The organism is Ensifer sp. ENS08, assembly GCF_014852195.1.
Classification (GTDB): Bacteria; Pseudomonadota; Alphaproteobacteria; order Rhizobiales; family Rhizobiaceae; genus Ensifer; species Ensifer adhaerens.
Genome location: NZ_JACVBF010000012.1, coordinates 22,538 through 45,975 on the forward strand (window position 1 = coordinate 22,538; position 23,438 = coordinate 45,975).

Here is a 23,438-nt window from a genome sequence, read left to right on the forward strand (position 1 = left end):
ACGTGGTCTGTATCTCAGACACCCTGATTACGACGGGAATGCCAGTTCCAGGCCGTGCGCGTGATGTCGGTGAGACCGTATTTCGGAACCCAGCCGAGAATGTCGCGCGCCTTGTCGTTGTTGGCGACCAGGGTGGTCGAATCCCCTTCGCGGCGGTCGACGAGATCGACCTGGAATTCGCGTCCCGAAACCTCGGAAATCGCCGTCAACAGTTCCTTGACGGTCGTGCCGGTGCCTGTGCCGAGGTTGAGCTCGACGCTGTCGCCGCCCGAAAGCAGGTATTCGACCGCGCGCACATGGGCGTCGGCAAGATCAAGCACGTGGATGTAGTCGCGCACGCAGGTGCCGTCGCGGGTGTCGTAGTCCGTGCCGAAGATCTTGAAACTCTGGCGTCGGCCGAGGGCCGCGTCGATGGCGAGCGGGATGGCATGCGTCTCCGGCTCGTGCCACTCGCCGATGCGGCCTTCCGGATCGGCGCCAGCGGCGTTGAAGTAGCGCAGGATCACCGAGCGCAGGCCCTTGTACTGCCCGTAGTCCTTCAGTGCCTGTTCGCACACCCATTTGGTCCGGCCGTAAGGGTTGATCGGCGCCTGGCGGTGCTGTTCGTCGATCGGCACGCTCTCCGGCAGGCCATAGGTGGCGCAGGTCGAAGAGAAGACGAAAGCTTCGACGCCCGCGGCAAGGGCAGCCGAAAGCAAGGTCAGCGTGCCGATGACATTGTTGTCGTAGAAGGAAACCGGGTCTTTCACCGATTCACCCACCTCGATCATCGCGGCAAAATGCAGGATGGCGCGTGGCTTGTGACGGGCAAGGACTTCGTCGAGCCGCTTTCGGTCGCGGATATCACCCTTTTCCAGCACGCCCCATTTGACGAATTCTTCGTGGCCGTTCGAAAGGTTGTCGTAAACGACAGGCTCGAAACCCTTGTTGGCGAGTTCGAGGCACGTATGCGAGCCGATGTAGCCGGCACCGCCGACGACGAGGACTTTATTGCTTTCCATGATGCTTACGATCCTTGGGAGGTTCAGAGAAATTGCCAAGATTTTTCAACGGATGACGACAATGGTGTCAATGCCGCGCGCAATCAAGCACGTGTCCATGTCGCGTATGTGGCGGTGGTTACCAGCGGGCTTCTTTCCACACTTCCGTCGATCCCGGCCCTTCAAAATTGGTGGGAAAAATGCGGGAAGGGACAATTATCTCCCCGGCGACGGCGCGCTAGATGCTTCTTTCGGTTCGGGTAAAACATATAGCATATTAATTTACTAGATTTAATTGATTACGCCAGCCGCAGTCGTACCATAGCCTCCAGATTTCTGAAGGAAGGCTCTCATGACGACGAAACTGAAACGCTTGGCACTGACGCTCGCCACACTTGCGACCACTGGCCTGGCTCTGAGCGACGCGCAGGCGCAAGCGGCAGATCCGGTCAAGGGCGGTACGCTGATCTATCTTGAGCAGCAGGCCCATACGAACCTCTACCCGCCGGCCGGCGGCTTTTATCCGAACGGTGGCATCCTCAACCAGATCACCGACAAGCTGACCTATCAGAACCCGAAGACACTGGAGATCGAGCCCTGGATCGCTGAATCCTGGACGGTCAACGCGAATGCGACCGAATATACGTTCAAGATCCGTCCGGGCGTGACGTTCTCCGATGGCTCGCCGCTTGACGCGGCTGCGGTTGCCAAGAACTACGACGTCTTCGGTCTTGGCAACAAAGCCCTGAAGCAGCCGGTCTCCGAGGTCATCAACAACTACGAGCGCAGCGAAGTCGTCGATCCGCTGACGGTCAAATTCTACTTCAAGAAACCGTCGCCGGGGTTCCTTCAGGGAACGTCCGTGATCGGCTCGGGCTTGGTCGCGGCAAGCACGCTGGCGCTGCCCTTCGAAGAACTCGGCGACGCCACGAAAATCATCGGCTCCGGCCCATTCGTCGTCGAGAGCGAGACGATCGGCAAGGAACTGAACCTGAAGGCGCGCGACGAATACAATTGGGGCCCGGCCAAACTCGAACACCAGGGCCGCGCCTATCTCGACGGCATCAAGTACATCATCACCGGTGAAGACAGCGTGCGCATTGGTGCACTGCTCGCAGGGCAGGCGGATTTCATCCGCCAGGTCCAGGCCTATGACGAGGGCCAAGTCGAGGCGCAGGACTATCAGATCTACGCGCCTTCCACCCGCGGGGTGAACAACAGTGTCGTCTTCCGCCCAGACAACCCGTTGGTGTCCGACATCAGGGTGCGTCAGGCGCTGCTGCATGCGACCGACACCAAGGAAATCGTCACCACATTGTTTTCTGCCAATTATCCGCAGGCAACCTCGATCATCGCGTCGTCGGCCCTCGGCTACAAGGATATCTCGGCCAAGCTCGCTTTTGATCCGGCGAAGGCCAAGGCCCTGCTCGATGAAGCGGGCTGGTCGGTCGCCGCCAACGGTCTGCGCCAGAAGGACGGCAAGGAACTGGTGCTGACAGCTTATGAATCGCTGCCGCAGCCGCAGAACAAGGAAACGCTGCAACTGGTCGCGCAGCAGTGGGGAAAGGTGGGCGTCAAGCTGAGCGTTCTTGCCGGCGATAGCGGCAGCAAGACGGTGGATGATCTCGATCCGCTGAAGACGCCGGTGTCGCCTGCCATGGTCGGCCGTGCCGATCCCGATGTGATCAAGAGCCAGTACTATCCGAAGAACCGCGATGTGCTGCGCCAGAAGGGCGGGCTTAGCGACAAGGTCCAGAGCTTCGTCGATACCAAGCTGAATGGTCTGCTCGATGCGCTCGCGTCCGAGCCGGATCGCCAGAAGCGCCTCGCGATTGCCGGCGAGGTTCAGGATTACGTCGTCGATCAAGCCTATGCGATCCCGATCTTCGAGGAGCCGCAGGCCTATGCAGGTGCGCCCTACGTCCAGGGTGTGGCATTCGAGGCCGTCGGGCGTCCAAGCTTCTACAGCACCTGGCTTGCTGAACATTGATCGGTTCGACGGCCACCGCAACGCCGGTGGCCGTCGTCTCTGAAATCCGCCTGCGAGGAACGGATCATGTCCGCCTATTTGTTCAATCGTGTTGCTCAGGCTCTGTTTGTGCTTTGGGCCGCATTCACGATCTCTTTCGTGCTGCTGCAGGCAATGCCCGGCGATGCGATCCTCATTAAGTTCCAGAACCCCGATCTCGGCCTGACCGCCGAACAGGTCGCCGAAATCCGCGCCTCTTATGCGGTCGATAGCTCCATGCCGGTGCAATACGCGCGGACTATCGGCAAGTTCCTGGCCGGCAACTTCGGCTACTCGGTTCAAGCCGGTGTTCCGGTTTCAAGTCTGCTTGCTGCGCATCTGCCGGCAACGCTGAAGCTCGCGGGGCTCGGCTTCCTGCTAGCTGCGATCCTGGCGACCGTCATCGCTTTCGTCTCCAGTCTCGCGCCGTTTGCGTGGCTGCGTGGCGCGCTGCAGTCGGTTCCGTCGCTCTTCATTTCTATCCCGACCTTCTGGCTCGGCATCATGCTCATCCAGATCTTCTCCTTCCGCCTGAAACTCGTGCCCGTCATCAACCCTGGTCCCTGGCAGGAATTGATCCTGCCGGTCGCAACACTTGCCGTGCCGATTTCCGCGCCACTGGCGCAGGTGCTCGTTCGCAACATCGACGAGGTGATGACACGCCCCTTCGTCGCCGTGGCGCGGGCAAAGGGCGCCACTCGCCTTTGGGTTCTCTGGCGGCACGTCGCGAAGAACGCGCTGCTTCCGACGCTGACGATTGCCGGCGTGTTGTTCGGCGAACTGATTGCCGGGGCGGTGGTGACCGAGACCGTCTTCGGGCTGAACGGCATTGGCGGGCTGACCGAACGCGCCGTGGGCAGCCAGGACGCAGCCGTGCTTCAGGCGATCGTCGTTCTGTCTGCGCTGGCCTTCGTGATCATCAATCTCGCTGTGGACCTGCTCTATCCGGTGCTCGACCCACGCCTCAGGACCAAAACAGGAGCCGTTGCATGACGACCTTCGATACGCTTCACGATGACGCCGTTGCGGCGCCAAGGGCAAGGAGCGAGCGGCGTTCTGGCGCGGCATCGCGGCTGCGCCGTGTACCCGTAGGACTGGCCCTTTCCTGGCTTATCCTCGGTTCTGTTTTCCTCTGGGCGGTCGCCCCCTCGTTCTTCACAGGCTACAACCCGCTTGAGGGCGTCGGCGGCGCGCAGTTGCAGCGGCCGAGCGCTGATCATCTGCTCGGAACCGATGCGCTCGGGCGCGATCTCTATGCGCGCATCGTCTACGGGGCCGTTCATTCCCTGACAGGTGCTTTTGTCGCCGTTGGGCTGGGACTTGCGGTTGGCACCGGTCTCGGCGTCGTCGCTGGTTCGGTGCGGCGTCGCTTCGACGATGCGATCATGCGCGTTGTCGACGTGCTCCTGTCGATCCCTCCGCTGCTGCTTTCGCTCAGCATCATTATCCTGCTCGGCTTTGGAACTGTGAACGCGGCAATCGCTGTTGGGGTCACCTCGGTCGCAGGCTTTGCCCGGCTGGCGCGGGCGGAAGTCGTGCGCGTGCGTCGCAGCGATTATGTCGAGGCGGCCTTCGGCAGTGGCGGGACCTTTGCCTCGGTTCTGTGGCGCCATATTCTGCCGAATTCCTTAACCTCGGTCGTCGCCTTTGCCGCGCTGCAATTCGGATCGGCCGTACTGCAGATTTCGACGCTCGGATTTCTCGGCTACGGCGCGCCGCCGCCGACCCCGGAATGGGGGCTGCTGATCGCCGAGGGGCGCAATTACATTTCGACCGCCTGGTGGCTGACCACCGCGCCCGGCATCGTGGTTGTCCTCGTCGTGCTGGCTGCCAATCGCGTCAGCCAATCTTTCGGGAGGGCCGCAGCATGACCGTCATACCTGGATCTTTTCCCCCCGTTCTCGAGGTCGAGGATCTTTGCATTGCCTACGCTGACAGCAGCGGCGAACGCCGCGCCGTTCATGACGTTTCGTTTCGCATCAATCCAGGTGAGGTTGTGGCCCTTGTCGGTGAATCCGGTTCCGGCAAGACGACGACCGCACAGTCGATCATCGGTCTGCTCGCTGCGAATGGCCGAGTGGAACGCGGAACCATCAAGCTGAATGGAACCGACATTGCCCGCTGGACGGATCGGCAACTGGATACGGTGCGCGGCGCGAGGATCAGCCTCGTGCCTCAGGATCCGGGAAGTTCGCTCAACCCGGTCAAGACGATCGGCTCGCAACTTGGCGAGATGTTCCGGATCCACGGCGCGCTGAGATCCGACGAGATCGAGGCCCGGGTGCTCTCTCTTCTGGCCCGCGTCGGCTTGAGCGAGCCGGCACTTCGGGCGCGGCAGTATCCGCATGAACTGTCGGGCGGCATGCGCCAAAGGGTCTTGATCGCTATGGCGATTGCGCTGAAGCCGCAGCTGATCATCGCAGACGAGCCGACGAGCGCGCTCGACGTCACAGTCCAGAAGCGCATTCTTGATCTCATCGACGAGTTGCGAACGGAGTATGGTACGTCCGTGCTTCTGGTGACCCACAATCTCGGTGTTGCCGCCGACCGGGCCGATCGGATCGTCGTCCTACAGGGCGGCCGGATTCAGGAGCAGGGCGCAACGGGCGCTGTTCTGGCCGCACCACGCAGTCCCTACACGAAACAACTGCTTTCGGACGCGCCATCCTTTACCGCCCCCCCGAGGTTGGCAACGGTTCGACCACCCGTTGCGGAGGCTCCGGACGATATCGTCGTCGTCGAGGGCCTTGTCCGCGAATTCGTTCGCAAGGACGGCGGGTCCCCGCTACGCGCCGTCGACGAACTGAGCTTTCGCGTCCGGCGCGGAACGACCCATGCGATCGTCGGGGAATCCGGTTCTGGGAAGACGACGACGATCCGCAACATCGTCGGCTTTGACAGGCCGACGGCCGGGCGGATTGAGATCGACGGCACCAATGTCTCGGGCCTGAGCGGAGAAGGGCTTCGGCAGTTCCGCCGCAAGGTCCAGCTCGTTTACCAGAATCCCTACGGCTCGCTGGACCCGCGTCAAAGCGTGCTGAAGATCGTGACCGAGCCGCTGACGAATTACCCGGGGCTCCTGCGTTCTGATCGTGAGGAGAAGGCAAGGGCGATCCTTGGCCGCGTCGGTTTGCCTGAGGACGCATTTGCACGGCGGCCCCATGCGCTTTCCGGCGGCCAGCGCCAGCGTGTTGCCATCGCCCGGGCGCTCGTGCTCGATCCGCAACTGGTTGTGCTCGACGAAGCGGTTTCCGCACTCGACGTCAGCGTGCAGGCCCGCATTCTCGACCTCTTGGACGAACTGCAGGGCGACCTCGGGCTCACCTACCTCTTCGTTTCCCACGACCTCGCCGTGGTGCGTCAGATCTCGGACACCGTTTCGGTTCTGAAGGATGGGCGTCTGGTCGACGGCGGAACCGTTTCCGACGTCTTCGAAAACCCTCGCAGCGATTACACCCGTGAGCTGATCAATGCCATTCCCGGACGCAACCGCCGGGCTGCGGCCTGAAGCAGCGGACTACAGACAGGACCGACCATGATTGAGACGACGCCACGCAAACGCCTTGGCTTTTTTACCCGGCTGCTCGACGACGTTCAGGCGGGCACCCGCTACTACTACGCAAAGGAGCAGATCGTCACCGCCGAGCGTTTCGGCTTTGACACGGCCTGGGTCGCGCAGCACCATTTCCACGCGGACGAAGGCGGCCTTCCGGCGCCTCTGGTTTTCCTTGCTCATGTCGCCGCGGAGACGACGCGCATCCGCCTCGGGACCGGTGTCATTACGCTGCCGCTCGAAAATCCGATCCGGGTGGCCGAGGACGCCGCCGTTTTCGATCTGCTCTCCGGCGGGCGACTGGAGGTCGGGTTCGGGACCGGCGGCACGCCGTCCTCCTTCACGGCCTTTGGCTTGGAAAGCGCCGATCGCGGCGCGATCTTCGGCAGGCATCTCCAAACGGTTCTCGACGCTTGGGCAGGTCGTGGCCTTCCAGGCGGAGATCGCCTCTACCCGTCAGCGCCGCAACTGCTCGGCCGTATCTGGCAGGCAACCTTTTCGGTGGCGGGTGGCGAGCGGGCGGGGCGGGCCGGCGACGGCCTGATGTTGTCACGCACCCAACCGCGGCCAGAAGACAATCCGCACGCTTCGCTGGCGGAGTTGCAAAACCCGATCATCGACGCCTATCTGCATGCGCTTCCTTCCGGCCGCGCGCCGCGTATCCTCGGTTCTCGCAGCCTGTTCGTTGCCGACAGCCGCGCCGAAGCGTTGCGGCTTGCCGAGGTTGGGTTGAGACGGGGTGCGGAACGACTGATCGCTAGCGGTCATACAGTTCCCGGCAATTCACTTGCCGATCTGATTGCGGCCTTCGACGTGCATGTCGGCTCCGTTGACGACGTCATCGCCAGTCTCAGCGCAGATGAGACGCTGGAGCGTGTCACCGATCTGGTGTTCCAGGTTCATTCCGTTGATCCGCCGCACCCATTGATTCTGCGCTCCATCGAGCTCATCGCCAGCAAGGTCGCTCCGGCGCTCGGCTGGTCGCCACAGGAGAAATTCCATGCCCGGCGTTTCGGCGCCGTCGGTTGAAACGGACAGCTGGTTCCATTTTTCAAAGGAGACGACGTCATGACCACCACGTCACCGGATATCATCGATCTGCTGGCCGGCATCACCGCCGGGTCGGCGCTCGACCGCATTCGCGCCCAACGGCCGGAAACCCGCGAACAGGCGCAGAAAAGCTATCTTGCACTCTTTCAGCCCGCGGATTTCGGCGACGTGTCGGCGGCGGAGCGGCATGCGATCGCAAGTTTCGTTGCCGGCCTGCACCGTCAGCCAGACATTTTCGAATTTTACAGCAGTCCTTTCGAGGATAGCGACACCGATCGCTGGTTGATCGAGGTTATCAAGGCCGAGATCGGGTCAGGACGGGCAACAGGGCCATACGGCAACTATCCGGACGGGCCCCTTAATGGAGAGAATGAAGCCGGTCCACTCTATCAAGTATCACGGTCAAGCCGCGAGGTGCTCGGCCGTAAGCTGTCCGCCGCGCTGGACCACGCCCACCTGCTCGTCTTCCATTTGCGTGATGCCAGCCCGCAGGCGTTGCAAGCCTTGCTCGACGCTGGCTGGACGACAAATGGTGTCGTGACCCTGTCGCAGCTGATTTCCTTCGTTGCGTTTCAGATCCGCGTCATCACCGGTCTTGGCTTGCTGTCGACCGCCACGAAGCGCGCTGCGGCTTAAGAACTCAAGAGGACATGCGAATGACCGAACATGCCATCATCCCGATCGTTGAAAATCCGCCTGTTACCTTCACGCAGGCCGAGATCGGCTGGACACCGTGGCTGCAGCCCTTGCCTGAGGAAGAGCTGACGGAGCGTCACCTCAAAGGCCTGGTCGAGGCTGGGCGCGCAAAGTCGCCCTACTTCCGCCTGCTCGTGCGCGATCCGGAAGTGCTTGAAGCGCGCACGAAAACTGACAAGGACATCTTCTACAACACCCGCTCGGGCCTGCCGCGCGCCGAGCGCGAACTGGCGGCGACCGCCGCGTCTAGATATAACGGCTGCATCTTCTGCGCCTCGGTACATTCGCGCTTCGCTTCGCATCACTCAAAGCGCACAGAGGATGTGCAGAAGCTCCTCGACGAGGGCGTCGGAACCGATCTCGGCGAACGCTGGAATGCAATCGTCGCCGCTTCTGTGGCGTTGACGGCGACCCCGCCCGCCTTCGGAGAGGAGCACATCTCCCGACTTTCGGCAGCGGGCCTCGACGAACTGGAGATCGCCGACGTCATCCATGGTGCCGCCTTCTTCAACTGGGCAAACCGGCTGATGCTCTCACTTGGAGAGCCGACACCGGCAAACTAAGCCGCTCACGCGATCCGCCGTAACTGGCACAACATATAGAGAGCCCGCAAGGTCGAGAGATGTTGCGGGCCTCCTTCATCCGAGTTTAATCGGGTTAGAAGTTACGCTGCAGACGGACGTAGCCGAGAACCTGGTCGTCCGACTGCCACCTAGATCGCTCTCGGCTCCGCTGCTGCTCTCGCAGCGCATTTTCCGGCGCCCAGGCCGCCGATCCCATCGTTGCAGCGGAGCCGGAGCCATGGAATACGTTCGCGTTTGCGACGCTTCGGCACTGGATACTTCTACATCCCGGGCACCGAAATCTGCCTCAAGATCGGTGGCTTCATCCTCTTCCAAACCTCGTTTGGTAGAGCCGGCCTTTAAGAAGAGAGACATCCGGTGAAAGCGCCGTCAACTATGAACAGTAGGCGGCGCAATTATTTTCTAGCGATATATTTGGAGGTTCTAGGCTTCTCCGGCACTCAGGACCTACTGCGTCGTCGCCACCGGCGGCTCGGTGTTTCGCCTTACGACCTTGCCTTCCTCAGCCTTGTAGAAAAACTGACTTGAGACGAGCCAGCCCTTCAGGGGGCGAAGCGGCGGAATGCAGGTCAGCAGCATGAAGGGCCCGGTCACCAGTAGGTGTATCCAGAGCGGTGCGCTGTATTGAACTTCCAGCCAGACGCCAAGGAAAACACTCGGTACGCAGGCAAAGCAGATGACGAAGAAAGCGGGGCCATCGGCCGGATCGGCAAAGGAGTAATCCAGGCCACAGACTTCGCATTCCTTGCGCATCTTCAGGAAGCCGTTGAACAAGTGCCCTTGCCCGCAGCGTGGGCAGCGGCCGCGCAAGCCAGTCTGCATGGGCGGGATCGGCGGCCAATCACTATCGGAAGACATGTTTGTTCCTTTCAGGCGTTCCGGTTGGCGCTGGAGTTTTGCGCCGAGATTGCCTGGATATGCGGCCGCTTCTTCTTCTTGGGGCCGCATCAGGCTCGCCAAGATTAGGCGCCGAAAAACATACATTGTCAATTTATTGTATGCATACATGTCTGCGACAATTTCGCCCGCCGACCATTTACACCACACCATTTACACCACGAAGCTTGAGGCGGCGGGGGGCTGGCCGATGAGGTCGTTGATGACAAGAAGGCTGCGTCGCAGCTCCGCGTGGCCGGCAGCCGCGCCGAGGCCGAGGCGGACGGCTTCCGGTGGCGCGCCGAGCGCAAAGGCGTCGCTTGCAACGACACTGATGCCGGCTGCCTGCAATCGCGCGCTCAGTTCGCCGCGTGTCCAGGGCGGCGGCAACTGCAGCCAGGCGTGAAAGGCGTGCGGATGCGTTTGTGCGACGCCGGCTGGAAGAAGCTCGGAGACAATGCGCTGTCGCGCCGCCGTCTCGCTGCGTATGGCTGCGAGCACGGCGTCAGCCGTCCCGTCCTCGATCCAGCGCGTGGCGATAGCGGCCGCAAGAGGGGACGCCATGCCGACAGTGGCCCGGATCGCGCCTTCGACGCGGACCGAGCTTCGGCTGTCCGGCACGACAAGATAGGCGATGCGCAAGGCCGGCGACAGGCATTTCGCAAGGCCGCCGACATAGTAGACGAGGTCAGGCGCCAGCGCCGCCAACGGGCGCGGCGTCGAAACGGGAAGGGCGCCATAGGCATCGTCTTCGATGATCGCTACGTCGTGCCGCCGGGCAATTGTGACGATCGCCTGGCGCCGTTCGAGCGAAAGTGTCGTTGTCGTGGGATTGTGAAGCGTCGGATTACAATAGAGCGCTTTCGGCGTTTCCTTCGCGCAGAGTTCTTCGAATGCTTCGGGCAGGAGGCCCTCTCGATCCATGGCGAGGCCGTGCAGTCTGATGCCGAGATGTGCTGCGAGCGCGCGGAGGCCGGGGTAGGTGATTGCCTCGGCGCAAATCATGTCACCGGCCTTGGTCAGGCTGCCAAGCGTGGCAAGCAGAGCCCCTTGCGCGCCAGCGGCAATCAGAACGCGCTCAGCCGGAACCTCGCCCAGCCTGGGTTTCAGCCATGCGGCGCCTGCAGCACGGTTGTGCAGGGTGCCGCCCGGCGGCTGGTATCGCATCAGGAGTTCGAGCCCATGCTCGGCCTGCAGCGCCGCCATGTCGTCCCAGAGCCGAGCGGCGAGCATCGGGTCGTCGAACAACGGCGGCAGGTTCATGCTCATGTCGATGAGGCCGCCTGCCGGCGTACGGCCGGTTCGGATGCGTCGCGTTTTCACGTAGGTGCCCTGGCCGACCCGGCCCTCGACGAGGCCGCGATGCCGGGCTTCGTTATAGGCGCGACTGACGGTGGTGAAGTCGATCCCCAGCGCCTCGGCAAGCGTGCGCTGCGGCGGCAGACGCATCCCCTCGGAAAGGCGCCCTTCGCGGATATCGGCAGCGATGGCGTCGGCGATCGCGAGATAAAGCGGTCCATCCGATTTACGGATTACCGGTTGCCACGAAATTCCCAAGCGCACGTCCGTCATCGCGATTACCTCATGCTAATTGTATGGATATTGCATGGTTATCCGATTGAGGGCAAGTGTTAACAGTGGGAATGCAGCGGCGCGCCCGCGACCAAGCGTCGCCTAGCGTGTCACGCTTGCCGTTGCCAGCAACGCGCCGAAGCCGACGAGCAGGGCGCCGAAGGTGCGATCGATCCAATGGCGAAGCGCGATAAGACGAAGCCGTACCGTGCCGGAGGAAAAGAACAGGGCAACGATTGCGAACCAGATCAGATGTGCGGCAGAGATAAACGCGCCGTAACCCATCTGGACGGGCAGAGCCGTGGTCGGCCCGACGACTTGCATGAACAGGCTGACGACAAAGATCGTCGTTTTGGGGTTGAGCGCGTTGGTGAGAAACCCCACACGCAGCGCACCAATGTCGGAGAGGGCGGGATGTGCGGCCAAGCCCGTCGTTTCGGCTGGCTTGGTGCGTAGCATCCTGATGCCAAGCCAGATCAGATAGGCGGCGCCGACGAACTTCAGAACTGTGAAGAGAAATAGCGACTGGCGAATCAAGAGGCCGACGCCGAGCAAAGTGTAGGCGACATGGACCCAGACGCCGGCGGCGATACCGAGCGCCGTCAGGACGCCGGCCCGCCGCGACAAAAGCAGGCTGTTGCGTGTCACCATCGCGAAATCCGGTCCCGGACTGATGACGGCAAAGATTGTAATGGTTACTACAGCTAACAGTTCAATCATTGTCTTTCCCGTTCGTCTCTTTCACTAATGTCTGAATAACTTGATCGATGAGAAGCGACTAACGATGAGTTCTGACCATTTTGGTGAGCTGCACTCACAGATCTCGGCGATGCGGCTTCCGCCGCTGGCGGCGCTGCGCTGTTTCGAGGCGGCGGCCAGACTCGAGAGCTTCAGTCGCGCCGCGGACGCGCTCCATCTGACGCACGGCGCGATCAGTCGCGCGGTCCGGCTTATCGAAGATGAACTCGGCGTGGCGCTGTTCGAACGCCGCAGCCGGCGTGTCTTCCTGACAGAAGCCGGGCGAAAGTTGGCGGCGGCCGTGCGCGAAGGTTTCGGTCTGGTGGAGAGTGCCGTCCGGGAGATCAGGGACGTGGCGCGGACGCCGGCGCTGGTGGTGTCCTGCGAGCCGACCCTTCTGATGCGCTGGCTGATACCGCGCCTTCCTGATTTCCAGGCGCGGCATCCGGAGGTGTCTATCCATCTCGTTGCCGGAGGTGGGCCGGTGTCCTTGGGCCGTGGCATCGATCTGGCGATCCGACGCGATGATTTTCCTCGAGCGGGCGGCACGCATGCCGTGCCGCTCTTTCCGGAGCGAATAGGTCCGGTCTGCCGAACGGACAAAATCGCCCTGTTTTTTAACGAGGCTGAGGCCGGCTCTTTGCCTCAATTGCGCAAGGACGCGATCCCCTTGCATACGCGAACGCGGCCAAATGCGTGGGAGACCTGGGGGACGACGGCAGACCGCGCCGCACCCGAACAACGCGGCCAAGTCTTCGAGCATTTCTATATCAGCCTTCAGGCGGCCATCGCCGGGATCGGCGTGGCGATCGGGCCTTGGCAACTCGTCCGCGACGATATCGACAATGGCATCCTGGCCGCGCCATGCGGATTTATCGAAGACGGTCCGGCCTATCATCTGCTGTCGCCGTCAGCGATCGGCGACCATGGACCAAGCGCGGCGTTGCGTGACTGGCTGCTGGCCGTATCGATCTGAAACGAACCGTTTTCATTTCTGTCATTTGCATAAAGGCGAGCAACGTCATACGTTTAACGAACACGCGCGCATGACCGGCGATGCCAGTCGGCGGAAAGGCGCGCGAAGCACCTGATATGCAATCGATTCGACCCTCGGGTCCTGGAGCGGCGCCATGAACATCCTCAAAATCAATCTCGGTCAGGAGCGCGGTACGCTGCGCCCGGCTAGCGCAAAGGCATCGAGGATCGTGGCCGACGTCATGAAGGCACTGGTCGTTCCGGCGGCGGCTATAGGCCTAGTGGCGTTCGCAGCGCCGTCGATGGCGCATGCCGCCAGTTGCAAGGATTCCGCATCGCCTGGAGCCGATTGGACCGACTGCAACAAGAAAGCGCTTATGCTCGGCGGCAGCGACCTTCAGGGTGCCAATCTCGTCAACACCGACTTCACCTTGACGGATCTGCGCGGTGCGAACCTGACAGAAGCCAATCTGGAAAAGGCAACTCTGGTTCGATCCTCGATTGCGGGGGCTACCGCGAATGGCGCGAACTTCTCCAAAATCGAAGCCTATCGGTGCAATTTCGCAGGCGTCTCCGCCGAGAAGGCATCGTTCGTCAATTCCGAGCTGCAGCGGGCCAATTTCAGCGGTGCCCGCCTGACGGGGGCAAGCTTTGAAAAGGCCGAACTCGGCCGGGCGAATTTCGACAAGGCGGAGCTCACCGGAACCCGGTTTACCCATGCCAACCTTTCGCGCGCGGACCTGACCAGCACGAGTTTTTCCGGCCCGATCGATTTCCAGGGGGCGTTCATGTTCCTGACACGTATCGAGGGCGTCGACCTGTCCGAGGCAACCGGACTTGAACAGGAGCAGGTCGACATGACTTGCGGTGACAGCTCGACCAAGCTTCCCGCCGGCATGAGCACGCCGGCGGGCTGGCCCTGCGCCAGCGACTGATCGCCGTCACAAAGCCGCGGCCCAATCGGTCGTTATGCCAAATGCCGCTTTGCGGCAATCGCAAGGCATTCCTTGAAGGCTTGCAGGTCGGTCAGGCGATCGGCCTCAGGCACTTCGCGCTGGACGAGCCTGCCTTCCCTTCGCAGAACGCCGCCATCGAGCATCAGGTTGTCGGCCATATCGAAGTCTTCGATGCTGAGCCCGTCCGGACCGGCCATGCGGCCGTCGAGGCGCAAGCCGGCCTTGCCGCCGTAGTGGTCGTGCAAGATGCGCTCGTAGTAGCTGCGGGAGGTGTTCGTATAGGCATAGACGTGCTTGCTGTGACCGCACATGAAGCCGAGTTCGAAGACCGTGCCGACATCGGCGCTGATGCCGCGAAACGGTGTCAGGTTGGCGATGATCATGTCGGCGGCAAGCATCATGCCTTCGTCGACGGCGTAGATCGCAAGGCCGCGCTGATGCTTGGTCGGAGCCGGCGGAATCTCAAGATCGCCGGGCACGAGCGGTGTGAACCCGGCTGCACGCGCCAACTCTGCCTTCAATTTCTGAATCTCCGCCGCATTGGGCAGAAACACTTCCGGGCCAGCGAGATAGACTTTCACGCGCATTTCTCCTCACATTTTCGAGCGGCCAATCTAGGAGAGCTGCAGCGCCGAGCCTAGCCATGGACTTCAGCTTGCCCACGGTTTTTTGGAGCGTGGGAAGCAGGTATGCTGGCTGAGCGCATTGCCCCACCGGTGGAGACGCCCGTGGCCCGCCATGTGCCACCTTCGGCCAATTCCGGAGATTTGCGCATGCCACGCGGGCGAGCTGGACATGCGGACGTGTCAAAATCTGCAGCCGATGTCAGCGGGGGCTGCGATCGCAACCGCCGCCACCGGCGCGCGCACCATCCCACGGGAAGGCTCGCGGGTCGTTGGTGGCAAGGTCTCCGCCACGTTCACATGCGGAAACACTCCTAAATACGCGTGTTTCCTAACGAATCCTGTTTGCACGCAGGCATGCCAGAATGCCCGCCGCCGGTTTGCAAGGGCGCTTCTCCGGTTTCGATTCGCTCCATGGTTGCCGCTTCCCCCTTATTTTTCCCTTGCCCTCGTCCGCTGGTGGGCCGTCGTTTTCACCGCCGTATGCGACTTTAAACAATCATGCATACAAAATTGTCGACAAAATAGTTGACATTGTCGCCGACAGCTTCAAATCTAGGGCAACTTGCTCACGAGTGGGTGAGGGCGCCTGCATATGGCGACTGATGAGAAAACAGAGGGAACGACATGAAACTGAGAAAGCATCTCCTCGCGGGGTTGGCATTTGCCTTTCTCGCATCCTCGGCCTCCGCCGAAACGCTGCGTTGGGGTAGCCCGCGGGATATCTTCTCGCTCGACCCCTATTCCTATGGCAGCACCTCGAACCTGGCCTTCCTCAACCACGTGTACGAAGGCCTGACCCGCTATACGCCGGAGTTCAAGGTCGAGCCGGCGCTCGCCACGAGCTGGGAGATGGTCAAGGACAGGGTCTGGCGCTTCCATCTGCGCAAGGGCGTAAAGTTCCAAAACGGCGCCGAGTTCAACGCTGACGACGTCGTCGCCTCCATGGCCCGCGTCAGCCATCCGACCTCGCCGCTGCGCGGCAACATTCCGGCCTATGTCTCGACCACCAAGGTCGACGATTACACGGTCGACATCGAAGTCAATTCGCCGAACCCGCTCTTCCTCAACGACATGACCAACATCTTCATGTTCGACAAGGACTGGCTGGTCGACAACAAGTCCGAGCTGCCGACCGATGTCGGCGCCAAGGTCGAAGGCTACGCCACCTACAACACCAACGGCACCGGCCCGTTCAAGGTCGAATCGCGCGTGCCCGACAGCAAGACCGTTCTCATCAAGAACGACGGCTGGTGGGATACGCCGAAGCACAATCTCGACCGCATCGAATTCATGCCGATTACCTCGGCCGCAACCCGCGTTGCAGCGCTGCTTTCGGGCGAAATCGATCTGACCGATGGTGCGCCGGTGCAGGATCTTGAGCGCCTAAAGAGCTCGCCGGACATCAAGGTCATCGAGCGCACCGACCTGCGCACCGTGCACATGGTCTTCAACCGCCACGAGACCTTCGCCGACGGTCGTGAAAACTTCTTCAACAACATCAAGGTGCGCCAGGCGATTGACCATGCCATCGACCGCCAACTGATCTTCAAGCGCGTGATGCGCGGCAAGTCGCATGTCGCCGGCACCATGGTTGCTCCGGAAATCCCGGGCTACAGCGCCGAACTCGATGTGCCGACCGCCTATGATCCGGAACTCTCCAAGAAGCTGCTCGAAGAGGCAGGCGCCGTCGGCAAGGAGTTCACGCTCGTATGCATGAACGACGAAAGCGTCAACGAGGAAGACGTCTGCAGCGCACTGGTCTCTATGCTGTCGCGCGTCGGCCTGAAGCCAACCCTCGACATCGGTCCGCGCGCCGTGCAGGCGCCGAAGCGCGCCGGCGGCAAGTCCGACGCCTACATGATCGGCTGGGCCAACGAGCCGACCCTCGATGCCTATTCGATCCTGGTTCAGGTTCTCTCGACCCGTGAAGGCGCGGCCGGCGTCGCCAACTATGGCGGCTGGTCCTATCCGGAACTCGACGCGATGGTGAAGAAGGCCGCGCTCGAGATGGATCACGACAAGCGTCTGGCGATCGAAACCGAGGCGCTGAAGTTCGCCAAGGATGAGGTCATCATGATCCCGTTGCATCAGCAGCCGATGGCCTGGGCAATGTCGAAGAACGTCACGGATGTGACCATTCGGGCCGACAACAAGCCGCGTCACTGGCTGACCCGTATCGGCGATTGAGTTTTCTTGCCCCGGCAGAGCGTGCTTTGCCGGGGCTCCTCATTCAGCGAGAAACCCAATGATTGTCTTTCTCATCAAGCGGCTGGCCAATGCCGTGCTGGTCATGCTCGCCGTCGCGCTGCTCGCCTTCCTGATCTTCCGCTTCGCCGGCGATCCGGTCGAGTTGATGGCCAACGAGCAGATGTCGCAGGCCGACCGTATCGAGCTGCGCGAAAAGCTCGGGCTCAACGATTCGTTCCTCACCCAGTTCGGTCGCTTCGTCGGCAATGCCGCCCAGGGCGATTTCGGCATCAGCTACCGCAACGGCCAGGACGTGATGAAGCTCATTGCCGAGCGCTTCCCGGCAACGATGGAACTGGCGCTGGTCGCAACCGTCCTGTCGCTCCTGATCGGTCTTCCACTTGGTGTCCTGACCGCTATCCACCGAGGGCGATGGTATTCCGAGGGGTTGCAGTTCGTCAGTATCATCGGCGTCTCCTTGCCGAGCTTCGTCGTCGGTATCCTTCTGATCCTCGTCTTCGCCGTAACACTCGGCCTCGTACCTGCTTTCGGGCGCGGCGATGTGGTGCAGCTCGGCTGGTGGAGCACCGGCCTGTTGACGTCGTCGGGGCGCGCATCGCTGCTTCTGCCGTCGCTCGCACTCGCGCTCTACCAGATCACTCTGGTCATGCGTCTGGTGCGCGCAGAAATGATGGAAGTGCTGCGCTCGGACTTCATCAAGTTCGCACGCGCCCGTGGCGTGCCGCGGTGGCGGATCTATTTCCGACATGCGCTCAGGAACTGTCTGATGCCGGTTGTCACCATGACGGCGATGAACTTCGGCTCGCTGATCGCCTTCGCGCTGATCACCGAAACCGTGTTCCAGTGGCCGGGCATGGGCATGCTCTTCATCCAGGCGGTCACCTTCCTCGATATGCCGGTCATGGCGGGCTATCTCTGCATCGTCTCCTTCATCTTCGTCACGCTCAATACGCTCGTCGATATCGCCTATGCGGTCATCGATCCGCGGTTGCGCGATGCAACCCGCTGAGGTCGTTGCCATGACAGATCACGTCCAGCAAACCACACCTGCGCGCAAGCCTTCGCGGCTTGCCCGCTGGCGCCAAAGCGATCTCTGGTGGTCCTTCACCCACAAGCCTTCGGCAATCATCGGCGCGATCATCCTTACGTTCCTGATCGCGACCGCCTTTGCAGCACCTTTGATTGCGCCGCAGAACCCCTTCGATCCGGCTCAGCTCGAGCTCTGGAACTCCGAGCTGCCGCCGATCTGGGAGGCCGACGGCCAATGGCCTTACGTGCTCGGCACCGACACGCAAGGGCGCGACATGCTCTCGGCCATTCTCTATGGCTCGCGCATCTCGATCCTGATCGGCGTCGCCTCGGTTGTGCTTTCGCTCGCCGTCGGCCTTAGCCTCGGCCTCGTTGCCGGCTATTTCGGCCGCTTCATCGACAACTTCCTGATGCGCATCGGCGACGTGCTTCTGTCGATCCCGACGATCCTGATCGCCATTCTCGTCAGTGCCGTCGCGCGCCAGATGCTGCCGCCGGAACTGCGGGACGTTGGCTCTGCCGCCGTTCTGGTGCTGGCGATCACGCTCAGCGCCTGGGTGCAATATGCCCGTACCGTGCGCGCCCAGACGATCGTCGAGCGCGGCAAGGAATACGTTCAGGCGGCGCGTCTTCTGAAAACGCCAGCGCGGCGCATCATGCTGAAGCACATCCTGCCGAACACGCTGACGCCGATCATGGTTGCTGCGACCCTCAACTTCGGCATGGCGATCCTGACCGAAGCGACGCTTTCATTCCTGGGTATCGGCATGCCGCCGAGCCAGCCGAGCCTTGGAACGCTGATCCGTCTCGGCAACCAGTTCCTGTTTTCGGGCGTATGGTGGGTGGTGCTCTTCCCCGTCGTCCAGCTTTGCCTTCTCGTGGTTTCGGTCAACCTTCTCGGTGACTGGCTGCGCGATGCGCTCAATCCGAAATTGAGGTGAATGATGTCCAATCTCCTGATCCGTAACGTCAGGCCCAATGCCGGCGAAGCGACCGACATCCTCGTGCGCGACGGCAAGATCGCCGCCTTCGGCAAGGGCCTCGCCGCCGATGGCGTGGCCGTGGAAGACGGCAACGGTCATATCGTGATCTCCGGTCTGATCGAGGCGCATACCCATCTCGACAAGTCGGTCTGGGGCATGCCCTGGCACGTCAACGCCAAGACCGCAACGCTGCGCGAACGCATCGATTTCGAACGCGAAAAGCGGCTGGAAATCGGCATCGACCCGCACCGTCAGTCCATGCGCCAGGCGATCATGCTCGCTGCCAATGGCGCAAGCCACATCCGCAGCCATGTCGACATCGACACCACCCACGGCCTTCGGCTGATGGAAGGCATCATCGAGACCCGCCAGGTGCTGAAAGATGTCATCGATATCGAGGTCGTCGCATTCCCGCAGTCGGGCCTCGTCACGCGGCCCGGCACTGTCGAGTTGCTCGACAAGGCTCTGAGCAATGGCGCGGAAGTCCTTGGCGGCATTGACCCCTGTGGCATCGATCGCGACCCGAAGGGCCATCTCGACGCGATCTTCGGCCTTGCCGAAAAACATGGAAAGCCGATCGACATTCACCTGCATGAGCAGGGCGAACTCGGCGCCTTCAGCATGGAGATGATGTTCGAGCGCATCCGCGCGATCGGCATGCAGGGCAAGGTCGCAATCAGCCACGCCTTTGCGCTCGGCGCACCGGATTATCTGCGCGTCGGCGGTCTCATCGAACAGATCGCCGAACTCGATATCCGTATCGTCACGACAGGCTCTCCGTCTTCGACCGTGCCTTCGATCCTGCGTCTGAAGGATGCCGGCGTGAAGGTTGCTGCCGGCTGCGACGGTATCCGCGACACCTGGGGTCCGTGGGGCCAACCCGACATGATGGATCGTGCCCGCATCCTCGGCATGAAGAACGGCCTGCGCCGCGACGTCGATCTCGAACATGCGCTTTACGTCTGCTCCAAGGGCGGCGCCGACGTCATGGATATCAAGGGATATGGCCTCGATGTTGGCTGCGATGCCGATTTCACCCTGCTCACCGGCGAGACGCTGGCGCATGCCGTCGTCGACGTCGCGCCGCGGCCGCTGGTCGTCAAGCGTGGCCGCGTCGTCGCCCGCAACGGCGTTGCGGAGGTGGCGATCCCATGACCAACATCAAGGATTTGACGCTCGGTGAGCGCGCCGAAGGACGCACGCTTCTGACAGCACAATGGGTGCTCGGGCACCGCGACGGTTCGCACCGGCTGATCCCGAACGGCGAAGTCGTCATCGAGGGCGGCACGCTGCTCTATGTCGGCCCACGTTTCGAAGGAGAGGTGGCACGCCGCATCGATCTCGGCGCAGCCATGATCAGCCCCGGGCTCATCGACCTCGATGCGCTGTCTGATCTCGACACGACGATCTTAGCGATCGACCATCAGCCTGGTTGGGCCAAGGGTCGCGTCTGGCCGCTGAGCTACATCGAGCGCGGCCCCTATGAGATGTACACGCAGGAGGAGCTGGCGTTCCAGAAGCGCTTCGCCTTCGCGCAGCTTCTCTTGAATGGCATTACCACCGCAGCGCCGATCGCCTCGCTTTTCTATCGTGAATGGGGCGAGACCGTTGCTGAATTCGCCGCCGCATCCGACGCCGCAGGTGACCTGGGTCTTCGCGTTTATCTGAGTCCGGCCTATCGCGCCGGCGGCATGATGGTGACGGGGCCGGGTCAGCTCGAAGCGATCTTCGACGAGGCAAGGGGTCTGAAGGGCCTTGACGACGCGATTGGCTTCATCCGTGACCATGAAGGTCGCCATGGTGGCCTGGTGAAGGGCCTGCTGGCTCCCGACCGGGTGGAAACCTGCACCGAGAAACTGCTGGTGCGCACCGCCGATGCGGCGCGCGACCTCAATTGCCCGATCCGGCTTCATGCTGCGCAGGGCACGATGGAGGTCGACACCGTCCGCCGCCTGCATGGCAAGACGGCGCCGGAATGGCTGGCGAGCTTCGGTTTGTTGAGCGACCGGCTGATTGCGCCGCATGCGACCCAGGCGACCGACAACGATCTGCGTCTCTATGCCGAAAACGGCGTGAGTATCGTGCACTGCCCGCTGGTTTCGGCCCGCGGCGGAAGCACGCTCAACTCGTTCCGCTCGGTCAAGGCCCGCGGCGTCAATATTGCCATGGGCACCGATACGACGCCGCCGGACATGCTGATGAACCTACTCGTCGGCCTGATCGCTGCCCGCGTCGTCGAAGGCGACCCGTCAGCCGTCAGCTGCGCCGATCTCTTTGATGCTGCGACACTTGGCGGCGCCAAGGCCCTCGGTCGCTCGGATCTCGGTCGCCTGGAAACGGGCGCCCGTGCCGATATTGCCGTGTTCGATCTTATGGACCATCACATGGCGCCGGCGATCGATCCGATCACGACGCTCGTCGTCGGTGGTTCCGGACGCGTCACCAAGGCTGTCTTCGTCGATGGCCGTCTGTCGATGCGCGATGGCGAGGTGGCAGGCTTCGACATGAACGCGGCACGCGCGCAGGCACAGGTCCAGTTCGATGGCCTGATTGCCAAGTATCCGGAGCGGAGCTTCGGTCACCCGCCTGTCAGCGAGATCTTCCCGCCGAGCTACCCATTGGAGGTGCAGCGATGACTGAACATACCTCATCGGCCGTGCTCGACGTGCGCGATCTCTGCGTCGAATTCCCTGGCCGCCATGGAACAGTGCAGGCGCTATCCGACGTTTCGCTCAGCATTCGCCCCGGCGAAATTCTTGGCGTCGTTGGTGAATCCGGCGCCGGGAAGTCGATGACCGGTCTTGCTGTCCAGGGTCTTCTGGAGCCGCCTGGCCGCATTTCCGGCGGCGAGGTCTGGGTCGGCGGCCGCCGCATCGACCAGCTCGACGACAAGCAGATGCAGCAGGTGCGCGGCCGGCAGATCGGGGCGATCTTCCAGGACCCGTTGACCTCGCTGAACCCGCTCTTCACCGTCGGGGCGCAGCTAGTTGAAACCATCCGCCTTCACCTGAAGCTTTCCAAGGCCGATGCCAAGGCGCGGGCGATCCAGCTCCTGAAGGAAGTTGGCATTCCGGCGCCCGAGGCACGCTATGACCACTACCCGCATCAGTTCTCGGGTGGCATGCGCCAGCGCGTCGTCATCGCCCTGGCACTTGCCGCGGAACCGAAGCTGATCATCGCCGACGAACCGACGACGGCGCTCGACGTCTCGATCCAGGCGCAGATCACCTCGCTGCTTCGCCGTCTTTGCGATGATCACGGAACGGCGGTCATGCTCGTCACCCACGACATGGGCGTGATTGCCGAGACGGCCGATCGCGTCGCGGTCATGTATGCCGGGCGGCTCGTCGAAATCGGCCCTGTCGCCGAGGTGCTGAAAAACGCCCGTCATCCCTATACGCGGGGCCTGATGGGCTCGATCCCGGCGCTTGGCCGCCGCGTCGAGCGGCTGAACCAGATCGACGGTTCCATGCCGCGGCTGAACGCGATCCCCGCCGGCTGCGCCTTCAACCCGCGCTGCCCGGATGCCGGGCCGCGTTGCCGCAAGGATCGGCCCGAACCGGCGCCGGTCGGGACCGGCGTCGCCGCATGCTGGCTCAATGCAGGAGGAGTGCTATGAGTGATGCCCTGACGGTCAACGACCTGACCTGCAATTTCGACGTTTCGGCACCCTGGCTGAACCGCGTCATCGAGCGCAAACCGCGGCAGTTCGTGCGCGCCGTGGACGACATCAGCTTCAGCGTGCCCATGGGCGGCTGTCTGAGCCTCGTCGGCGAATCTGGCTGCGGCAAGTCGACGGTGGCGCGGCTGGTCACAGGTCTTTATCGCGCCAGCGAAGGCGAGGTGCGGTTTGCACCGAGCAAGAACGGCGAGCCGCTCTCGGCCCAAATGATCTTCCAGGATCCCTATGCAAGCCTCAATCCGCGCTGGCGGGTGCGCAACATCATCGCCGAACCGCTGCGCGAGTTGAAGCTGCGCAACTCCGAAGCCGAGATCATGGACCGGGTCGGCGAACTGCTGACGATCGTCGGCCTTGCGCCCTCGGACGGTGCCAAGTTCCCGCACGAGTTTTCGGGAGGCCAGCGCCAGCGTATCTCGATTGCCCGCGCGCTTGCCGGCGAGCCGGAGTTCCTCGTCTGCGACGAGCCGACCTCGGCGCTCGACGTGTCGGTCCAGGCGCAGATCCTCAACCTCATGCGCAAGCTGCAGGACGAGATGGGGCTGACCTATCTGTTCATCAGCCACGACATGAGCGTGGTTCGCCACATGTCGGACCGGATCGCCGTGATGTATCTCGGACGCATCGTCGAGGAGGCAGACACCGAGACGCTCTTTGCCAATCCGAGGCATCCCTATACCCAGCTGCTGCTGGAGACGATCCCGGATATTACCCATCCAAAGCGCGGGCGCAGCATTGCGGCGAGCGAAGTGCCAAGCCCGCTGAACCCGCCGTCCGGCTGTACCTTCCATCCGCGTTGCCCGTTTGCAGACCAGCGCTGCAAGAGCGAGCGGCCGGAGATGCGCAGCTTCGCTGACGGCTCGCGTGCCGCCTGCCACCGCATCGAAGAAACTGTGAAGGCGATCAACGCAGCGTAACGCCCACC

At 62.2% G+C, this 23,438-nt stretch carries 21 protein-coding genes and 1 pseudogene; 17 read left to right on the forward strand and 5 right to left on the reverse strand.

Features of this window, described 5'->3' with window-relative positions:
* Positions 1-14: 14 nt before the first annotated feature.
* Complete coding sequence (gene galE / locus IB272_RS22685; protein WP_089044804.1) at positions 15-1,001, reverse strand: UDP-glucose 4-epimerase GalE; 987 nt, start codon at positions 999-1,001, stop codon at positions 15-17.
* A gap of 331 nt (positions 1,002-1,332) precedes the next feature.
* On the opposite strand from galE, the gene IB272_RS22690 reads away from it, so the two are divergent.
* The 8 genes and pseudogenes from IB272_RS22690 to IB272_RS22725 all read left to right on the forward strand — a co-directional run.
* Positions 1,333-2,970 (forward strand): TIGR04028 family ABC transporter substrate-binding protein, encoded by a 1,638-nt coding sequence (locus IB272_RS22690; protein ID WP_060529211.1) that lies wholly within the window; start codon positions 1,333-1,335, stop codon positions 2,968-2,970.
* A gap of 66 nt (positions 2,971-3,036) precedes the next feature.
* Complete coding sequence (locus IB272_RS22695; protein WP_112977327.1) at positions 3,037-3,981, forward strand: ABC transporter permease; 945 nt, start codon at positions 3,037-3,039, stop codon at positions 3,979-3,981.
* Positions 3,978-4,859: an ABC transporter permease gene (locus IB272_RS22700; protein ID WP_112977328.1), complete on the forward strand. Its 882-nt coding sequence runs from the start codon at positions 3,978-3,980 to the stop codon at positions 4,857-4,859. Before IB272_RS22695 ends, IB272_RS22700 begins: the two co-directional genes overlap by 4 nt.
* Entirely contained in the window at positions 4,856-6,496 is a 1,641-nt protein-coding gene (locus tag IB272_RS22705; RefSeq protein WP_089044807.1) for an ABC transporter ATP-binding protein, read from the forward strand. Before IB272_RS22700 ends, IB272_RS22705 begins: the two co-directional genes overlap by 4 nt.
* 27 nt (positions 6,497-6,523) lie before the next feature.
* A complete protein-coding gene (locus IB272_RS22710; protein ID WP_112983581.1) occupies positions 6,524-7,570 on the forward strand; it encodes a putative FMN-dependent luciferase-like monooxygenase in 1,047 nt (348 codons plus the stop codon).
* A 39-nt stretch (positions 7,571-7,609) separates the two neighbouring features.
* Positions 7,610-8,227, forward strand: a complete 618-nt coding sequence (locus IB272_RS22715; protein WP_089044809.1) for a CMD domain protein — start codon at positions 7,610-7,612, stop codon at positions 8,225-8,227.
* A 20-nt stretch (positions 8,228-8,247) separates the two neighbouring features.
* Complete coding sequence (locus IB272_RS22720; RefSeq protein ID WP_060582940.1) at positions 8,248-8,850, forward strand: alkylhydroperoxidase domain protein; 603 nt, start codon at positions 8,248-8,250, stop codon at positions 8,848-8,850.
* A gap of 153 nt (positions 8,851-9,003) precedes the next feature.
* Positions 9,004-9,201: pseudogene (locus tag IB272_RS22725) on the forward strand (porin); the annotation flags it as partial.
* A 117-nt stretch (positions 9,202-9,318) separates the two neighbouring features.
* Here IB272_RS22725 and IB272_RS22730 read toward each other — a convergent pair.
* The 3 genes from IB272_RS22730 to IB272_RS22740 all read right to left on the reverse strand — a co-directional run bounded on the left by IB272_RS22730 (position 9,319) and on the right by IB272_RS22740 (position 12,039).
* Positions 9,319-9,729, reverse strand: coding sequence for a DUF983 domain-containing protein (locus IB272_RS22730; protein WP_060529243.1), 411 nt, complete (start codon positions 9,727-9,729; stop codon positions 9,319-9,321).
* A 192-nt stretch (positions 9,730-9,921) separates the two neighbouring features.
* A complete protein-coding gene (locus IB272_RS22735; RefSeq protein WP_192445092.1) occupies positions 9,922-11,319 on the reverse strand; it encodes a PLP-dependent aminotransferase family protein in 1,398 nt (465 codons plus the stop codon).
* A 102-nt stretch (positions 11,320-11,421) separates the two neighbouring features.
* Positions 11,422-12,039, reverse strand: coding sequence for a LysE family transporter (locus IB272_RS22740; protein WP_192372282.1), 618 nt, complete (start codon positions 12,037-12,039; stop codon positions 11,422-11,424).
* A gap of 40 nt (positions 12,040-12,079) precedes the next feature.
* Here IB272_RS22740 and IB272_RS22745 point away from each other — a divergent pair, with 40 nt between their 5' ends.
* Together IB272_RS22745 and IB272_RS22750 are read left to right on the forward strand one after the other, a co-directional pair.
* Entirely contained in the window at positions 12,080-13,033 is a 954-nt protein-coding gene (locus tag IB272_RS22745) for a LysR substrate-binding domain-containing protein (RefSeq protein WP_246810404.1), read from the forward strand.
* Positions 13,034-13,274: 241 nt separating this feature from the next.
* A complete protein-coding gene (locus IB272_RS22750; protein WP_034798066.1) occupies positions 13,275-13,967 on the forward strand; it encodes a pentapeptide repeat-containing protein in 693 nt (230 codons plus the stop codon).
* A 32-nt stretch (positions 13,968-13,999) separates the two neighbouring features.
* On the opposite strand, the gene IB272_RS22755 is transcribed toward IB272_RS22750, so the two are convergent.
* Positions 14,000-14,575, reverse strand: coding sequence for a nucleoside 2-deoxyribosyltransferase (locus tag IB272_RS22755; RefSeq protein WP_060521100.1), 576 nt, complete (start codon positions 14,573-14,575; stop codon positions 14,000-14,002).
* Positions 14,576-15,238: 663 nt separating this feature from the next.
* On the opposite strand from IB272_RS22755, the gene IB272_RS22760 reads away from it, so the two are divergent.
* Genes IB272_RS22760 through IB272_RS22790 form a run of 7 tightly spaced genes read left to right on the forward strand, consistent with a single transcriptional unit; the run spans position 15,239 to position 23,430 of the window.
* On the forward strand, positions 15,239-16,801 hold the full coding sequence (locus IB272_RS22760) for an ABC transporter substrate-binding protein (protein WP_192445094.1): 1,563 nt from the start codon (positions 15,239-15,241) through the stop codon (positions 16,799-16,801).
* 58 nt (positions 16,802-16,859) lie between these two features.
* Positions 16,860-17,831: an ABC transporter permease gene (locus tag IB272_RS22765; RefSeq protein ID WP_034797927.1), complete on the forward strand. Its 972-nt coding sequence runs from the start codon at positions 16,860-16,862 to the stop codon at positions 17,829-17,831.
* Positions 17,832-17,841: 10 nt separating this feature from the next.
* Entirely contained in the window at positions 17,842-18,792 is a 951-nt protein-coding gene (locus IB272_RS22770; RefSeq protein ID WP_060529200.1) for an ABC transporter permease, read from the forward strand.
* A gap of 3 nt (positions 18,793-18,795) precedes the next feature.
* Positions 18,796-19,989, forward strand: coding sequence for an amidohydrolase family protein (locus tag IB272_RS22775; RefSeq protein ID WP_192439215.1), 1,194 nt, complete (start codon positions 18,796-18,798; stop codon positions 19,987-19,989).
* The gene (locus tag IB272_RS22780; RefSeq protein ID WP_192445096.1) at positions 19,986-21,470 is read left to right on the forward strand and encodes an amidohydrolase family protein; all 1,485 of its coding nucleotides are present in this window, start codon (positions 19,986-19,988) and stop codon (positions 21,468-21,470) included. Before IB272_RS22775 ends, IB272_RS22780 begins: the two co-directional genes overlap by 4 nt.
* Positions 21,467-22,453 carry an ABC transporter ATP-binding protein gene (locus IB272_RS22785; protein ID WP_192445098.1) on the forward strand — a complete coding sequence of 329 codons (987 nt, stop codon included), beginning with the start codon at positions 21,467-21,469 and terminating at the stop codon, positions 22,451-22,453. The genes IB272_RS22780 and IB272_RS22785 overlap by 4 nt, the downstream gene beginning before the upstream one ends.
* Entirely contained in the window at positions 22,450-23,430 is a 981-nt protein-coding gene (locus IB272_RS22790; RefSeq protein ID WP_234798773.1) for an ABC transporter ATP-binding protein, read from the forward strand. The genes IB272_RS22785 and IB272_RS22790 overlap by 4 nt, the downstream gene beginning before the upstream one ends.
* Positions 23,431-23,438: the final 8 nt, after the last annotated feature.

Excerpts from the sequence above, each read along its gene's own strand:
- IB272_RS22755 (WP_060521100.1), bottom strand. The coding sequence starts at position 14,575 with ATGCGCGTGAAAGTCTATCTCGCTGGCCCGGAAGTGTTTCTGCCCAAT.
- IB272_RS22765 (WP_034797927.1), top strand. The coding sequence starts at position 16,860 with ATGATTGTCTTTCTCATCAAGCGGCTGGCCAATGCCGTGCTGGTCATG.
- IB272_RS22705 (WP_089044807.1), top strand. The coding sequence starts at position 4,856 with ATGACCGTCATACCTGGATCTTTTCCCCCCGTTCTCGAGGTCGAGGAT.
- IB272_RS22760 (WP_192445094.1), top strand. The coding sequence starts at position 15,239 with ATGAAACTGAGAAAGCATCTCCTCGCGGGGTTGGCATTTGCCTTTCTC.
- IB272_RS22695 (WP_112977327.1), top strand. The coding sequence starts at position 3,037 with ATGTCCGCCTATTTGTTCAATCGTGTTGCTCAGGCTCTGTTTGTGCTT.
- IB272_RS22790 (WP_234798773.1), top strand. The coding sequence starts at position 22,450 with ATGAGTGATGCCCTGACGGTCAACGACCTGACCTGCAATTTCGACGTT.
- IB272_RS22735 (WP_192445092.1), bottom strand. The coding sequence starts at position 11,319 with ATGACGGACGTGCGCTTGGGAATTTCGTGGCAACCGGTAATCCGTAAA.
- IB272_RS22720 (WP_060582940.1), top strand. The coding sequence starts at position 8,248 with ATGACCGAACATGCCATCATCCCGATCGTTGAAAATCCGCCTGTTACC.
- IB272_RS22740 (WP_192372282.1), bottom strand. The coding sequence starts at position 12,039 with ATGATTGAACTGTTAGCTGTAGTAACCATTACAATCTTTGCCGTCATC.
- IB272_RS22770 (WP_060529200.1), top strand. The coding sequence starts at position 17,842 with ATGACAGATCACGTCCAGCAAACCACACCTGCGCGCAAGCCTTCGCGG.
- IB272_RS22700 (WP_112977328.1), top strand. The coding sequence starts at position 3,978 with ATGACGACCTTCGATACGCTTCACGATGACGCCGTTGCGGCGCCAAGG.
- IB272_RS22785 (WP_192445098.1), top strand. The coding sequence starts at position 21,467 with ATGACTGAACATACCTCATCGGCCGTGCTCGACGTGCGCGATCTCTGC.
- IB272_RS22750 (WP_034798066.1), top strand. The coding sequence starts at position 13,275 with ATGAAGGCACTGGTCGTTCCGGCGGCGGCTATAGGCCTAGTGGCGTTC.
- galE (WP_089044804.1), bottom strand. The coding sequence starts at position 1,001 with ATGGAAAGCAATAAAGTCCTCGTCGTCGGCGGTGCCGGCTACATCGGC.
- IB272_RS22715 (WP_089044809.1), top strand. The coding sequence starts at position 7,610 with ATGACCACCACGTCACCGGATATCATCGATCTGCTGGCCGGCATCACC.
- IB272_RS22730 (WP_060529243.1), bottom strand. The coding sequence starts at position 9,729 with ATGTCTTCCGATAGTGATTGGCCGCCGATCCCGCCCATGCAGACTGGC.
- IB272_RS22710 (WP_112983581.1), top strand. The coding sequence starts at position 6,524 with ATGATTGAGACGACGCCACGCAAACGCCTTGGCTTTTTTACCCGGCTG.
- IB272_RS22775 (WP_192439215.1), top strand. The coding sequence starts at position 18,796 with ATGTCCAATCTCCTGATCCGTAACGTCAGGCCCAATGCCGGCGAAGCG.
- IB272_RS22690 (WP_060529211.1), top strand. The coding sequence starts at position 1,333 with ATGACGACGAAACTGAAACGCTTGGCACTGACGCTCGCCACACTTGCG.
- IB272_RS22780 (WP_192445096.1), top strand. The coding sequence starts at position 19,986 with ATGACCAACATCAAGGATTTGACGCTCGGTGAGCGCGCCGAAGGACGC.